General features: G+C 46.2%; 13 protein-coding genes. 9 read left to right on the top strand and 4 right to left on the bottom strand.

Features of this window, described 5'->3' with window-relative positions; genetic code table 11:
- Positions 1-225 precede the first annotated feature (225 nt).
- The 9 genes from ACEVJL_RS16850 to ACEVJL_RS15430 all read left to right on the top strand — a co-directional run bounded on the left by ACEVJL_RS16850 (position 226) and on the right by ACEVJL_RS15430 (position 10,377).
- Positions 226-573: a helix-turn-helix transcriptional regulator gene (locus ACEVJL_RS16850; protein ID WP_047629183.1), complete on the top strand. Its 348-nt coding sequence runs from the start codon at positions 226-228 to the stop codon at positions 571-573.
- 23 nt (positions 574-596) lie between these two features.
- The gene (locus ACEVJL_RS16845) at positions 597-953 is read left to right on the top strand and encodes a WYL domain-containing protein (protein WP_000374054.1); all 357 of its coding nucleotides are present in this window, start codon (positions 597-599) and stop codon (positions 951-953) included.
- Positions 954-1,063: 110 nt separating this feature from the next.
- Complete coding sequence (locus ACEVJL_RS15460) at positions 1,064-1,723, top strand: dihydrofolate reductase family protein (RefSeq protein ID WP_000802831.1); 660 nt, start codon at positions 1,064-1,066, stop codon at positions 1,721-1,723.
- 541 nt (positions 1,724-2,264) lie between these two features.
- Positions 2,265-3,815 carry an ABC transporter permease gene (locus tag ACEVJL_RS15455; protein WP_374738344.1) on the top strand — a complete coding sequence of 517 codons (1,551 nt, stop codon included), beginning with the start codon at positions 2,265-2,267 and terminating at the stop codon, positions 3,813-3,815.
- A gap of 452 nt (positions 3,816-4,267) precedes the next feature.
- A complete protein-coding gene (locus ACEVJL_RS15450) occupies positions 4,268-4,693 on the top strand; it encodes an RNA polymerase sigma factor (protein WP_374738343.1) in 426 nt (141 codons plus the stop codon).
- Between the two features lie 547 nt (positions 4,694-5,240).
- A complete protein-coding gene (locus tag ACEVJL_RS15445) occupies positions 5,241-5,453 on the top strand; it encodes a DUF6870 family protein (RefSeq protein ID WP_102267616.1) in 213 nt (70 codons plus the stop codon).
- Between the two features lie 122 nt (positions 5,454-5,575).
- Complete coding sequence (locus ACEVJL_RS15440; protein WP_195271052.1) at positions 5,576-7,204, top strand: recombinase family protein; 1,629 nt, start codon at positions 5,576-5,578, stop codon at positions 7,202-7,204.
- A 3-nt stretch (positions 7,205-7,207) separates the two neighbouring features.
- Positions 7,208-8,866, top strand: coding sequence for a recombinase family protein (locus tag ACEVJL_RS15435; protein ID WP_195271051.1), 1,659 nt, complete (start codon positions 7,208-7,210; stop codon positions 8,864-8,866).
- The gene (locus ACEVJL_RS15430; protein ID WP_195271050.1) at positions 8,851-10,377 is read left to right on the top strand and encodes a recombinase family protein; all 1,527 of its coding nucleotides are present in this window, start codon (positions 8,851-8,853) and stop codon (positions 10,375-10,377) included. Before ACEVJL_RS15435 ends, ACEVJL_RS15430 begins: the two co-directional genes overlap by 16 nt.
- On the opposite strand, the gene ACEVJL_RS15425 is transcribed toward ACEVJL_RS15430, so the two are convergent.
- From ACEVJL_RS15425 to ACEVJL_RS15410, 4 genes are all read right to left on the bottom strand, one after another.
- Complete coding sequence (locus ACEVJL_RS15425) at positions 10,350-11,804, bottom strand: tyrosine-type recombinase/integrase (protein ID WP_374738342.1); 1,455 nt, start codon at positions 11,802-11,804, stop codon at positions 10,350-10,352. The genes ACEVJL_RS15430 and ACEVJL_RS15425 overlap by 28 nt on opposite strands.
- A gap of 83 nt (positions 11,805-11,887) precedes the next feature.
- Positions 11,888-12,109 (bottom strand): helix-turn-helix domain-containing protein, encoded by a 222-nt coding sequence (locus ACEVJL_RS15420; RefSeq protein ID WP_006574172.1) that lies wholly within the window; start codon positions 12,107-12,109, stop codon positions 11,888-11,890.
- Positions 12,110-12,595: 486 nt separating this feature from the next.
- Positions 12,596-13,066 (bottom strand): sigma factor-like helix-turn-helix DNA-binding protein, encoded by a 471-nt coding sequence (locus ACEVJL_RS15415; RefSeq protein WP_374738341.1) that lies wholly within the window; start codon positions 13,064-13,066, stop codon positions 12,596-12,598.
- Positions 13,067-13,479: 413 nt separating this feature from the next.
- Complete coding sequence (locus ACEVJL_RS15410; RefSeq protein ID WP_374738340.1) at positions 13,480-14,724, bottom strand: amidase domain-containing protein; 1,245 nt, start codon at positions 14,722-14,724, stop codon at positions 13,480-13,482.
- Between the last annotated feature and the right edge of the window lie 24 nt (positions 14,725-14,748).

The raw sequence follows: 14,748 nt of genomic DNA, 5'->3' as shown, positions 1-14,748 counted from the left end.
CCATCATTATGGAGAATTTCCGAACTACTTCAATTAGCTGTCTATATTGGGGTGGCCGTTAGGCCGCACAGCGGCCGCTGAGCTCCGCAACCGTGGCCGCTGGCCACCGCCGTATGCATCCGGACACTTGAAGAAGCCGGAATACCAATTGGATCTGAGGCCGGAAAAGGATATTTTCTTGTAGAGGGCTTCCTACTTCCGCCGGTAATGTTTACAGCGGCGGAAGTGGGTGCATTGATTACAGCAGGGAAATTTTTAAATTGCCATGGAGATGAATCATTTATAAAGGATTTTGATTCAGCTATGTATAAAATCAAATCTATTTTGAAGCATGGTGAAAAAAACTATGCACAGGAGTTGGAGAACAGTATTAACGTGTACAGCACATCTGGACAGAAAAATACATTGGCGGATAACGTTATTGCAGCAATTCAGACTGCAATCTGCAATAAAAGGGTAATATCAATTCAATATCCTGCATCAGGAGGGCAAGAACCGGAAAGCAGAATGATAGAGCCTATATCACTGGGGTTTTATGAACAGAACTGGTACTTAATCGGTTTTGCAGGCTAAGAAATGAATATAGGAATTTTCGTGTGGATCGGATTAAAAGCATTTGCATAGAAGAAGAGCTCTGTCAAAGCCATGATGGCTCTTTGGAACAAATATTAAAACAAATGCTTTCATATAAAAAACTATATAATGTAATTCTTAGAGCTGAAAAAGGGGAGACATACAATTCTATCAAGAACAGGTATTCTCTCGGCTTCCTTGAAGAAACCGATTTGGGAAGTAAAATGGAAATCGAATTCCAGACAGATTCCTTTGAGATATTGAGCAAGCAGCTGATTGAATATGGATCAGGCATTGAAATAGTCCAACCTGATGAATTAAAATGCATAACCCGTAAACACCTGGCACAAATTACGAATCACTGCCTAAACTTGATTTAGAGAAAGCGATTGGTCTGTTATGTATTTTTTGTAAGGTTTCATATCCCCTGCTGACATACAGCTGTCAGTGTATTATGATATTCTACTATCAAAAAGGAGGATTGAAAAATATGAAACCAAAGATAATTATGCACACACAAATTAGCCTTGATGGCCGCATTAAAGGCTTTGATAATCCGGAAGTTTACTACCAGGTTGCCGGGGGAATTCATTCGGATGCGGTGCTGTTTGGGTCCAATACTGTTTTTACTGCATTTGAAAAATATCCTGCTGAAACAGAGGCTGATTTTGAGAAAATCATAACAAGCCCGGAGGACCCCAGACCAATAGGAGTCATACCTGACAGCAGAGGTATCTTGAGAAGTCTTCATTGCTTAAGAAATCTTGGATATCTGAAGGAAATTGTCATTCTGGTATCAACTGCCACTCCGAAGGAATATTTGAATTATTTGGAGGAAAGGCATTACCCATATATTGTGTCAGGAAATGATCATGTGGACTATGAAAAAGCCTTTCAGATCCTGCATGAGCAATATGGGTGTAAATACATGCGGACAGACAGTGGCGGTGGATTAACCAACAAATTATTAGAAAACGGACTTATTGATGAAATCAGTCTTGTGATATCACCATGTTTTGTAGGTAATAAAGAAAAACAACTATTTGATAACCTTCTGTTATCTGAAAAAGTTAATTTGGAATTGCAGGGAACAGAGAATGCAGAACATGGCTGTCTGTCATTGCGCTATGCTGTGAAAAATAAGGATTAGTGCAGCATACTTTAAAAAGTGTCTGTTGGGACAGTGTCCTAAAGGAAGCATAAGCTCATGGCTAGCGGCGGTGTTAAAGTAACGGCACTCGGCCCCAATATATAGTTGATATGCCCCTAAGCCTTTGAGGGCAAGGCGGTCAACCGCGCCTTTTCCGGTCCGCATACAGTCGTTCAATGAGGGTATCAAGCTCGGCAATGCGGCGGTGCTTCTCGGTGGTTCGTTTCTTCGCCGCCGTTTTCGGCTAATTCTAATTGATCCGAACTGTAAGGATAAGCAATTATCCGGGGCTAGTTAAGTATCTTAGAGAGGAAGATAAAGATAAGTAAACCAATTTTAAAGTTGTACCGAATAAAGCCTTCAAGAGGACAACATGCTTTTGAAGGCTTTATTGCTTACAATTACTTGGATTGTAACGCAAAAGCAGGCACCAAATCAATGAAAAATAGCCTATCCAGGCGACTGTTTCAGAAATATGGGCTTCCGCCAAGGGGATACCAGTGGGGTGCGACATCTTTTTTGCCCACTCAAGGCAGCTTGTATGGTCATCATACTGGCGGCAGGAGTGTTAATGATCTCAGGCTGCATGAACAGCAATGTGGCTCAGCGGACAAGTTTTTTTGGTATGCTGCGTTGTATAGGCGCAAGCAAACAGCAGATTGTAAATTATGTTAGGCTTGAGGCGTTAAACTGGTGTAAGTCAGCAATCCCGATTGGGTGTGCGCTCGGTACTGCGATTTGTTGGATATGTTGCGCGATTCTACGGTTCTTTGTAAAAGGAGAATGGGCGGATATGCCGCTCTTTGCAGTTAGTCCAGCGGGTATCCTCTGCGGAGCAGTGGTTGGTATAATTACCGTTTTGATCGCTGCTCATTCCCCTGCAAAACAGGCGGCAAAGGTTTCTCCGGCAGCGGCAGTAACCGGAAATACGGATGAAGCCAAAAAGATTGTCCATGCAGCCAACACAAAACTTTTCAAGGTGGAAACCTCTCTTGGAATCAACCATGCAACAAGAAGGAAGAAAAACCTATTCCTGATGACAGGCTCCTTTGCCCTTACAATCATATTGTTCTTGACATTTTCCGCCTGCCTTGATGTGGTAAATAAGCTGCTTCCATCGGCAGTGAGCGAATTTACACCAGATATTACGATTGCAAGTGAGAATGACACAAATTCCATAGACAGGGACCTTTTGAATGCCATTGAACAGGTGGAAGGTGTGGACTGGGCTTTTGGCTTTGGTTTATATGCAGCATATCCCGTGGAAGTAAACGGCAACGATACTACCATTGATTTGTTCTCCCATGACGAGCAGCTGCTCGATAAGTTCAAAAACTCGGTAGTAAGTGGCGATATAGAGAAGGTGTATGGAGACGAAAACTATGCGATGGCGGTATATAATCAAAGCAATCGCCTGAGTGTGGGAGATAAAATCAAAATCGGAGATCAAGAGGTTGAGATCGCTTGCGTCACATCTGAAGGGATCGGAAGTGTCAGCGATGCGCCAACCGTGGTATGTTCTGAAGAAACATTTGCCCGCCTGACAGGAGACAACGGATTTGTCACATTAGGGGTGGTATTGCAAAAAGATGCGCCCGAAGCAGCCGTAAGGGAAATCTATGATCTGTCAGAGGGAAATCTTGTATCAGATAATCGGGAATCAAACAGCGAAACCAGCGGCTCTTACTGGGTATTCCGAATTGCCGCATACGGTTTTCTGGCTATTATTTCCTTAATAACCGTGTTGAATATTATGAACAGCATTTCTATGAGCGTATCTGCAAGAATCAAGCAATACGGGGTAATGCGTGCTGTTGGAATGGGTAATCAACAGGTTACAAAGATGATAACAGCGGAAGCGACCACATACGCTGCTTGTGGAACAGTTACTGGAATTGCATTTGGTCTGTTATTCCACTATTTGATTTATGTCAAAATCATCATCACTCATTTTGGAGGTGGCTGGAACATCCCGTTTAGCACTATTGGAATTATAATCTTGCTGGTTATGTTTTCATGTATCATTGCAGTCCATGGTCCTGCCAAACGTATGCAGAGCATGGCAATCACCGAAACCATTAACGAACTGTAATGGCTCAATATAGATTCATCTCAAAATAATATTTCATCAATCTGCCGGGCGACGGCAAAAGAAAAAAAGCCGTCGCGCAGCAGCTCTTTGACACGCCCATACGACCAGCGGCGGCTTTGAACGATCAAGGCCGCCGCTTTCTTCATGCCTGAAGGAGAGTGATACCAGGACCGGCGGCCCAGGGAGGGAGCCGCCGTGAGAGCAGCAATATGTAGTTCATCAAAAAAAGCCTTGCTTGTGCCTCGGCTCTTTCCGCTCCTCTACCGGCATTATCCTGCCGGTTAATCGGTAGTCACAAAAGAAATGAACTTGACGCCAATTTCCCACTTCGGGAGACTGGCGTTTTTGTTTGTCGTTTTTTGTGGAATGGCCCCGAATTATTCCGGTGCCGTTCTCCGCCCCATTTCGGCTCACCCGTCAACTGAACCTGTGAACCGAAATGGAGGTACATAATGCAAAAGATCAATCTTCGGGAGTTATATCCCGATATTTATAAAACGGACACCTATCTGGAAGTAACCGACGAAGTGCAAGCTGTGTTCCTGGCTGACAGACGAGCAGAAGCACGCTACCTGCGGCAGATGTATAACTACAAAGCTCACTACTCCCTGGACTGCGACAACGGAATTGAAAAGGCTATTGTGCAGCACCCGCCGACCCCGGAAGAAATCCTGGAGGACCAGCAGCTCCGCGATCAGCTCTATGCTGCGGTGATGAAGTTGCCGGACAAACAGGCCAAGTGGATTTTTGCTCGGTTCTACCTGGGAATGACCGTCAAGGAGATTGCCCAGGCGGAAGGTGCTGATCTCAGCTGGGTGTATAAGAGCATCAAGCGCGGTTTGAAGCGCCTGGGAAAAAATTTCAAAAACTTTAATTAACATGGCCAAAATATCGCCGTTTTCTTCACTACCATTAGAAGGACAACTTTTCACCTTCATTGGTACATTGACAACCGAATAGACGGCATTTCTGGTACATAGCCCATGTACGAGCGAATCAGGCGCGCCGCCAAGAAGGACAAGCCAAGGAGGTGATGAACCGGCTGTCCTGAGCGATCAACGCAAGCCTGAAACCCGGAGGTGGCACTTCGGGTCGCGGTGACTGCATGGGGGCTTAAAGATACTTCCTCACGGCCTCCTAAAGACTTGGGGGGAACCCTGCGGCGCACGAGCAAAACGACGCTGCGGAGTTATGACAGCCGCGCCAGCGGAGACCAGGAATGTCCCTATCGTCAGGGGCGCGTGGCAAATGTGACGAAAGTAACGGATATTATCTGAAAGGCTGCGTCCATTTGCTGTTAGCAACAACAAGGCATCATTTGGGTGCAGTCCTTTCTTTTCAAAGTCAGATACCATGAGCTGGCAGCTCTGGTTGCCAGCTCATTCATGTGATTTTGAAACCGACTTCAAAGAAAGGAGAACCCTTATGAGCCAGCTAACACAAACATCAACCGATGAATTGGTTGACATCCGTGAAGTCACGGTAGACAAAGACCTCCCCAAAGAGGAACGAATCGCGGCCTTTCTTCACCAGATCAAAAATCCCTATCGCTTTCGCTGCGGTGATTTTGTGGTAAACGCCGCATTTGCCAGCAACGGGGTCACATTGGAGGAATGCCTGCAAGGGATTTTAAGGTGATCGACATCCTCGCTCTTTTTCCAAAAGCGTGCTACGATGTGTATGGAAAAGGATGAAAACTGAAAACCTCGAAATCCACTCTTTTCTTGCGGGAGCTTCCAGGAGGAAAGGAGTGCTTTTTCATGCCAAAATATCAGGCAACAGCTTACATTCGTCTGTCTTACACCGATGATCGCTCCAGCGAGAGCGACAGCGTTACCAACCAGCGGAAGCTGATTGAGAACTTCATTGAACGAAACCCGGACATTCAAATCGTATCCGAAAAAATCGACGATGGTTACAGCGGTATCATTTTTGACCGTCCGGCGTTTAAGGAAATGATGCAGGACATCACCGATGGCAATATCAACTGCGTCATTGTAAAGGACCTCTCCCGTCTGGGACGGGAGTACATCGAAACCGGACGCTATCTGCGCCGGGTGTTCCCCACTTATGGGGTTCGTTTTATTGCCATCACGGATAACATCGATACCGCCCATGAAGGCAGCGGTGACGATCTGACCGTATCCGTCAAGAACATTATGAACGAAGCCTACTGCCGGGACATTTCCATCAAGACCCGTACCTCTTTGGATATAAAGCGGCGCAACGGAGATTTTGTTGGAGCCTTTCCCGTTTACGGCTATATGAAATCCGAGGAAAACAAAAATCTGCTTGTACCTGACCCGTATGCTTCCCGCGTTGTCCGCGACATCTTCCGTATGCGTCTGGATGGGACAAGCGCCCTGCGGATCGCTACCGTGCTGAACGAAATGGGCGTCCTCTCCCCACTGGCCTATAAGAAAAACAATGGTTTTCCCTATGCCAAACACGGCTATGCCGACAAAGAGGATTGCAAGTGGTCTGCTACAACGATTATTCGTATTTTGCAGGATGAAACCTACATTGGCACATTAGTACAGGGGAAGCAAGGCACCCCGCACTATAAAATCAAGCAGATGGAGCAGCGGCCATCCTCTGAATGGATTCGCGTTCCTGATGCCCATGAGCCGCTGATTGCCAAGCAGGATTTTGAACTGGTCCAGCGTATCCGCAGACTGGATACCCGGACTTCTCCCAAGCAGGATACAGTGTATCTGTTTTCCGGCGTCTTGATCTGCGGGTGCTGTGGGAGCCGCATGACGCGAAAAACAAACCGGGTCAAGGGCAAGGAATATCACTATTATTATTGCCCCACCGGGAAAAAGCATGGCTGCACCAACCCGGTAATGCTCAAGGAAAGCGATCTTGTAGAGTGCGTCAAGGACAGTCTGAAAGGCTACATCGACAATGTAAGCTGCCTGCAAGCCATCCTGGACGGCATCGACCAGAGCAGCATCAACCAAGCACTTGCCAATGAATACGCCTCCCACATCGCCGCCAATGAGCAGCAGGTGGAACAGGCGCTTGAATTTAAGGCCCGACTGTATGAAAGCCTGATTACCGGCACCATCAGCAAAGAGGAATATACCGACTATAAGGCCAGATACACGAGGATTGTGGAAAACGCGAAAGAGAGTATTCGGGTCTTAAAGGAAAAGCTGGCTGATGTTCTGGAGAACCGGAGTGAACGGAACCGCTGGATTTCCCACTTCACACAGTTTTCTACGATGGAGACCCTGGACCGCAAAGCTGTGGTTCACATGATACAGAGTATCAAGGTGATTGGAAAAAAGGAATTGGAGATCACCTTTACATACCAGGACGAATACCAGAAAGCGATCCAGCTGATCCAGCTGGCAGAGCAAACAAGCCAAAGAAAGGTGGGATGATTTGTGGCAAGAAAAAGCAGAAAGGAAACTGTGGTGCTCCCTGCACCGGAGATAGATCCCTCTTGCCGCGCTGGAGTTTATGTGCGGCTTTCCGTTGAGGATAAGCATACCCACACCGTTTCTATCGAAACCCAGCAGCTGATTATCGCCCGGTATCTGGAGCAGAACCCGGAGATTATTGTGGTACAGACCTACATTGACAATGGCGCAACGGGTACGAACTTCCACCGCCCCGGCTTCCAGCAGATGCTCTCCGATATTGAAGCGGGTCTTATCAACTGCGTCATTGTAAAGGACCTCTCCCGCCTGGGGCGAAATGTCATAGACACAGGCTACTATATCGAGCGTTACTTTCCCATGCAGAAAGTCCGCTTTATTGCCGTAAATGACCGCTACGATTCTTCTTCCCCGGATAATGCCCACGATGGTATCATCATCCCGCTGCGGAACATGATTAACGAAGCCTATGCGATGGATATTGCCAGGAAAATCAAAGCCCAGCAGCGACAGGCTATGAAAGACGGCAAGTATGTTGGTGGGCGCACACCCTATGGATATTTGAAAGCTCCAGATGATTGCCACCAGCTGATTGTTGATCCTGTGGCTGCCGAGGTAGTCAAAACCATGTTCCAATGGGCCGCCGAGGGCGCAGGATTAAACACCATAGCGGTACGATTGAACGAGGCCGGGTATCTCTCTCCCAGCCACTACAAGAGGACTTTGGGAGAGATCACCCATGAAAATCTGGTAGGCAATGGGCATTGGCAAACCCGCACCGTAGCCAAAATTCTTCGCGCAGAGGTTTATACCGGAGATCTGGTGCAAGGGGTATCTAAAATCATTGACCACAAGCAGGTCAGAGCCAGCGCCGATGAATGGACAACGGTACGCGGCACCCATGAAGCCATCATCAGCCGGGAGCTGTTTGCCGCTGTTCAGAAAGCGTTGGACCAGGCTGCACAGCAGGCAAAAGACAGGGAGATCCATTCCTGGTCCCCTAATCTTTTGAAAGGCAAAATCTTCTGCGCCCACTGCGGACGCAGCCTTCACCGACAGAAATGCGTCCGCAGAAAGTCACAGGAGGTATATGTCTACCACTGTATCAGCAACAACCGTATCAAAAAGGGCGTTTGTCCTGGTGCATTTATCTTTGAAAAAGAGCTGCTGGATACCTTGGCCGATATGATACAGGAACAGCTTGATACCACGCTGGGGCAATACTCTCTTGGTCTGGAAAACCTCTCCAAAGAAGCCGAGGAACAGAAAAACATACAGGCTAAAATCGCCAGCCGGAAACAGGAAATCCAGCAGCTGCGAACCTATCAGCGCGGATTGTATGAGGGCCTGATCCAGAACCATCTGTCAAAAGACGAGTATTTTACCTTCAAAGAAAAATACGAAGCCAAAATCGAGGCCATCAGCAAAGAAATCGAGCAGCTGAAAGCAGGGCTTGCGATTCTCGCCAAGCAGCTGGAACAGTATAAAATGCTGTCCCAGGATGCACAGCATATCAAGGAAGATCGCCAGCTGACGGCAGCTCTGATTGACCGCCTGATTGACCGTGTAGAGGTCTCAAAAGAAAAGCGGATTACGGTTCGTTTCCGCTTCCAGAGCGAATTTGAGCATTGTGAGGAGGTGCTGAGCCAGTGCAGAAATATGTGATTGCCCTTTATATCCGCCTTTCCCTGGAGGATTATAAATACGACAGTATGAGCATTGAAAACCAGCACCTTGCGCTGAACGAATTTGTTTCTTCCATGCCGGAGTCCACTCATGCAGAAGTCCTTGAGTTTATCGACAACGGGTATAGCGGGACAAACTTCGAACGCCCCAAAGTCCAGGAGCTGATTGAGATGGTGCGGGCCAATAAGATCGACTGCATCATCGTAAAAGACTTTTCCCGGTTTGGACGAAACAGCATTGAGACTGGCTATTTCATTGAGCGTGTGTTCCCTCTGTTTCACACTCGGTTCATTTCTATCAACGATGATTTTGACAGCGATCAGCACAAGGGCGATACCGGCGGTATGGATGTGGCTTTCAAGTATCTGATCAGCGAGTATTACAGCCGGGATATGTCCATCAAGACCAAAAGCGCCAAGTACGCCAAAATGCAGCGCGGCGAATACCAGAGCAAAGTTTGCCCTTACGGGTATCGCAAAAGCGCCAATGGCAGAATGGAACCGAACCCGGAAACCGCTGCTGTGGTACAGCTCATTTTCCAACTTGCCGCAACCGGAATTGGAGCGGCAGCCGTTACCAGGGAACTCTTTAAGCGAGGCATACCGACCCCCGGAGAATACAAAGCAGCGCATGGGCAGCAGTACCACGATGTCTCCCGCTCCCGCGGACGCTGGAGCAGTTCTACGGTTCTCCGTATCCTGGAGGACGAACGCTATATCGGCTCCTATGTCATCGGGCGTCGTGCAGTCATTGAAGTGGGCAGCACACGGAGCCGCAAGAAGGACCGGGACAAATGGTTCATTATTCCCGACCATCATCCGGCAATCGTTGACAAAGAACTATTTGAAAAGGTGCAGGCTGTGCAGCGCCGATTCTCCTTGCCGACCAAGAAAACCAGGGAGTACCCACTAAAAGGCAAGGTCTATTGTGGCTGCTGCGATCATGCACTTTCCCGCATCGCCCAAAAGAGACCGTTTTATATGTGCCGCCATTCTACCGCTGATGTGAACAGCCGCTGCCGCGATGTCCGGGCAGATGTTGCTGGGCTGGAAGAAGCCGTCCTCCTCACTTTGAAAAAGCAGCTGGAAATCCTGCTGCCCGTACATAAAGACGGCACCATTCACCTGGAGGCTACCGCTGCCAAATGCTCTGAGTATGAGAAGCAACTGGAAGCTCTGAAGGACCAGAAGCAAGCTCTCTTTGAACGGTATCTCTTGGGGCAGATCGAGCTGGACACATATAAATCGGAGAAAGCAGTTTATGACGCAGAAATACTGAAAGTCAAAAATGCCTATGCTGCTGTCACCGCCCAGGCAAAGCTGAAGCGAGAAGAACAGGCCCGCCAAAGCAGCCGACAAGAAATCGTTCACTCGATTGCAGAAGCGGATGTGCTGACCTCTGAGCTGACCGATCTGCTGATTGAAAAGGTGTATGTATTCCCCGACAACCGCATTGAGATTATCTACAAAGTCCATGACCTCTTTGAATAATTGAAGGTACAAAAACGGAAAACCCAGGCTATCAAATTCATCTTGGTAGCTTGGGTTTTCTGCTTTTCAGAATTATATTTTTTTGTCGTGTGCTTGACATACGGGTGGCGGAGATCGTGGAAACGGATTTTTTTCAATCCGTGGTTTTTCAATACAATCTCGAAATGCTGTGTGATGAAGTTTGGTTTGACAAGTTCGCCCATTGCATTTACATAGATATAATCCAGATATTTTTTGCAGTAGGCTGCACCGCATACCTTTTGATTGACAAGCTGCTCTTGTTTCAAGCGCCGCAGCAGTTCTTCAAATGGCGGGACCAAAGGCAATGTCCGGTAACTGGACTTCGTTTTCGTTCGGTCCTTCTGTACGGTGATGTTCTTGCCATCCACATTGACTTGCGTAACGGTGTGCTTTATGCCGATTGTCTTTTTTTCAAAGTCAATCGCATCCCATTTCAGTCCGACTACCTCGCTTCGCCGCAGTCCGTAAAATGCGGCAAGAATAACACCCAGCTCAATGGGGTCTCCCTTTACAGTCTTGAAAAGGATTTCCAGCTCTTGCTGGTTGTAAATCGTCGCAAGATATTTGTCTTTCCGGGGCCGCTCTACACGGTCAGCGGGGTTCGACTTAATTAGTCCGATCTGGAACGCATACTGCAAGCATTTACGGATGTTGGCGTGGCGATGGATTACGGTATTAGCCGTAAGCCCTTTACCAAGCTCAAATTGATAGTAGTCCTGGATATGCTTGGGGTGCTTCTCCAGGTCCTGCAAGGTGAGCATTTTGTCTTTGAAGTACGGGACAATGCTTCCCTTGATGGAATTGGCGTAGGATGAATATGTGGTCAGCTCGACGCTGCTTTTCATCATTTCCAGCCATTCCAGAATAAAATCGGTAAAGAGTATAGGAGCTTCATCTGCACACGGGTTGATATGAGCCACAGGGTTTTCCTTCAGCCATGTCAACTCAACGGCGTATTGAAATGCTGCCTCGATTATCTCGTGGTATTGCAGCAATTCCTGCGAAGAAGCCTCGTGTTCCTGTCTTTCATAGCGATAAAATGCCTCCAGATCGCGTCCAGACATTTTGAGCAAACCAATAGGATGTTTCTCAAAGAATGGCTCAATCTGACTTCTAACATCGTAGGCATATTCCGCGTATGTACTTGGGTTAAAGGAAAAAGCGTTTTCTTTCAGCCACTTATTCAAAAAAACATGAAACGGCATATCTGCGTTTTCCAGCAGATTTTCGGGATTAAATTCTTTTCGGGTTTTGAGCAGCATGGCTTCCGCCCGCTTCTTATTACCCTTTACAGTAAGTCCTGTGCTGATAGATTTGCTTTTTCGCTTACCGTCAGCACCTTTCCAGCTTAATATCATCTGAAAATATCCATTTTGTTCTCTCAGGTGACCTGCTACCATCATCATTCCTCCTTTTTGCAGCAGCTTTATTCACCCGCTGTTGACAGTATCATCGTACCATCACCCTATAAATGCAGCAAGGATATGAATTAGCTTCGTCTGATGATGTGCAAGTAGTTCAATATGTGAAGTTTGGGGATCTTGTAGGTTCGGCCTACTCGAAAATGTTCGATGCTGTTTTCTTGTAACAATCGGTAGGCGGACTTTTCACTGATCCCCAACATTTTGCTCATTTGTGCGACGCTGACAATATCAGGGTAGTTTGAAAAAACCATGCCATAAGCGTCTTTTTGAGATATTGACATACTCATAATCAACACCTCCTCAGCGCGGAGAATGTCAAAATAGAAAAGCAGCCGTACCGATAAAGGTGAAGGTATATGCCAACTTATAAATCGATACGGCTGCTGTATTGTAATTTGATTTCTATTCGCCATATTTGCCACGCATCCCTGACGCAGGGGACATAACAGGCCGCCGCTGGCGCGGCTGTCATAACTCCACAGCGCCGCCCGTAACGTACGCCGCAGGGTTCCCCCCAAGTCTTTGGCGGGCCGTGAGGAAGTATCTTTAAGCCCCCGCGCAGTCATCGCGCCAGATGTGCCACCATCCGGTGTGTGAAGTCAAATATCGCTCCGAAGCAATTTGTTTATCACCTCCCTGACTGCTTCATCTTCGCGGCGCTTCACACTCGCTCACACGCAGGTTATGTACCTATTATGCCGTGTATTCTGTTTTCAAGGTACCCAAGGACAAAAATCATCCTTCACTGTGTAGGCGTTGGGGAAGACCATTTGTCACCCTTTTTTCAGAATTTTTTTGATTTTCTTTAATTTCTTATAGATAACATTTCTTGAGCAACCCTTTATGCGAGCAATATCGGCCTGTCGGTAGCCGTCCATTACTAACAACGTCAATAGCTCTAGTTCCTCAGGTGAGAGGGTTTGCAGGCGACGGGACAGCTCTGGGTCCTCCATGTGTGCAATCCAGTCATATCGATTATGTGTATCGTTCACTTCTGACAGTTGCGAGGACAAAGTGTCAAATTTGCGGAAAAGAACAGATTGCTCATCCCCATTCACTAGATATTCCGAGGGTAGTTTTTGTACGTGGTTGTGGTATACCCGCTGACTGCAAAACCATTTCCAGTCATATACTTTTATCTCTAGAATGGCAGCAGAGTCCATTCCAGCGGCGGCATATTCTTCTTCTAAACGTGCCCATTTTTTATCAAATATGCGTTTTTCGCGCCCGTAGTAAAAACTCATTGATTACCTCCGTTTCTATTGATCCGTGGTTGAAAATGAATAGAATCGGAGGCGGGGCGCGACAGCCAGGGTAATAGTTTTTTCTTTTCTCGTGAATATTTTCAGCTGAGGGCAGATAATAGCCCCGCACCAAGCATTTAAACGGTGCGGGGCCAAACAGTGTAAAGATATTAAAGAATAATTTCTTTATCCCTCATGGATTTGAAGATGCACACTAGCAAAATTTAATTGCAAAAACTGGCGAAGACTTATTATTATCGGTCTTATATCATTACTATCTACCCAGTGTTTTCCTTATCCAAATTGTCCCTAAATCTCTTTGGACACCTTTACTACGCCATTTAGAAATATTTAAAGACTTACCCAGCCGTTAGGCCACTTATCATTGACTTAATTACTATTACTATCATTGTCTATCGAACAATACGGATAGTAAAGGTTATATTATGGCCTGTACTATCCGTATTGGTCTCCGGGTTGGTATCTCGACCGGCCACTAAAATTGTATACACCCCTTCCTCATTAAAAGTGTAAGATTTATTAATGGAATTTGTGTTGTCAACCTGGTACCAAGTACTCTTTCCACTAGGAGATATAACATTCATAGCCATACGATAGCAACTGAAGTTGGTCATTTGATCAACAGAATTTGGAGAAACACTGAGTGCTTTTCCTCCGATAGTTACCGTTTGGCCATACGAAATGTTATAGTAATTTTGTGGTGCATAAGGACGAATCCTTAAGCGATTATAGCCACAGTTATTACATGAAGCATCAGAGGAATTGCTATATACATGTCCAGAACAATTGGTAATATCTCGATATACCCATGGCTTAATTGCAATCATAGGATGCGTTGCACCGATCCACTTAGCTACGTCCCCCACTTTTGCATTTCTGGCAGAAGAGCTATGTGCATAATAATATACATTCTTCCAACTATCTCCTGTAACCTTAGTACAAAAAATTGCATGTCCATAGTCACCTGAAGTACCTTCAACATGCAAGACACATCCAGGAAGAGTATATAAATAATTGTAAACTTGACTTGGAGCCTTTGTAGTATCGATATCAATACGAGAGGTAACTAGCCCAGTTTCATTTGAGTGATTTCTAACATTCTGTTCATAAGTGCGAAAATTACTACAACTCCGGAATCCAGGTGTATTTCCAGTATAGTCGGGATCACCATACCAAGTATAGTTTCCAGTACTATCGGAAGGGATTTGGCTATGTGTATTCACAACAGCTTTATCATTTGTCCCACCCAACGCTGTGTAAACTAGCTGAGAAGCAAAATTTTGACAATCACCGCCACCGTTATTGGCGCCATAGTCATAAAAAACATCCTCATTTCTCCAAGTATGAATACTGCTTGGGTGAGTCTCATTATCATCCCAATATGTCTCAGCATACTGAATTGCTGCTTGTAGATCGTAACTTAAATATGACTCTTGTGTCCCAGCACGAAGCGGCGCAGTTGTTTCTTCAGTTGTATCAAAATTTAAGAATGTATCCCCTTCCTTTTCGCTTATTTCATATATACCAGGGCTTTCCTGAATTGTAGCTTCATCTACTAAGTTATAGACATCTTTTTTTAACTGTTCAATTTCAGCTTTGCTCAGATTAAAAGTAGAATTTGTCGCATTATACACCACATTAAATGTCGCTTTTTCGGTCGC

This window comes from Flintibacter porci, from assembly GCF_041925195.1.
Taxonomy (GTDB): domain Bacteria; phylum Bacillota; class Clostridia; order Oscillospirales; family Oscillospiraceae; genus Lawsonibacter; species Lawsonibacter porci.
Note: the sequence above shows the minus strand (reverse complement) of the source record. Positions and strands in the feature narration are given on the sequence as shown.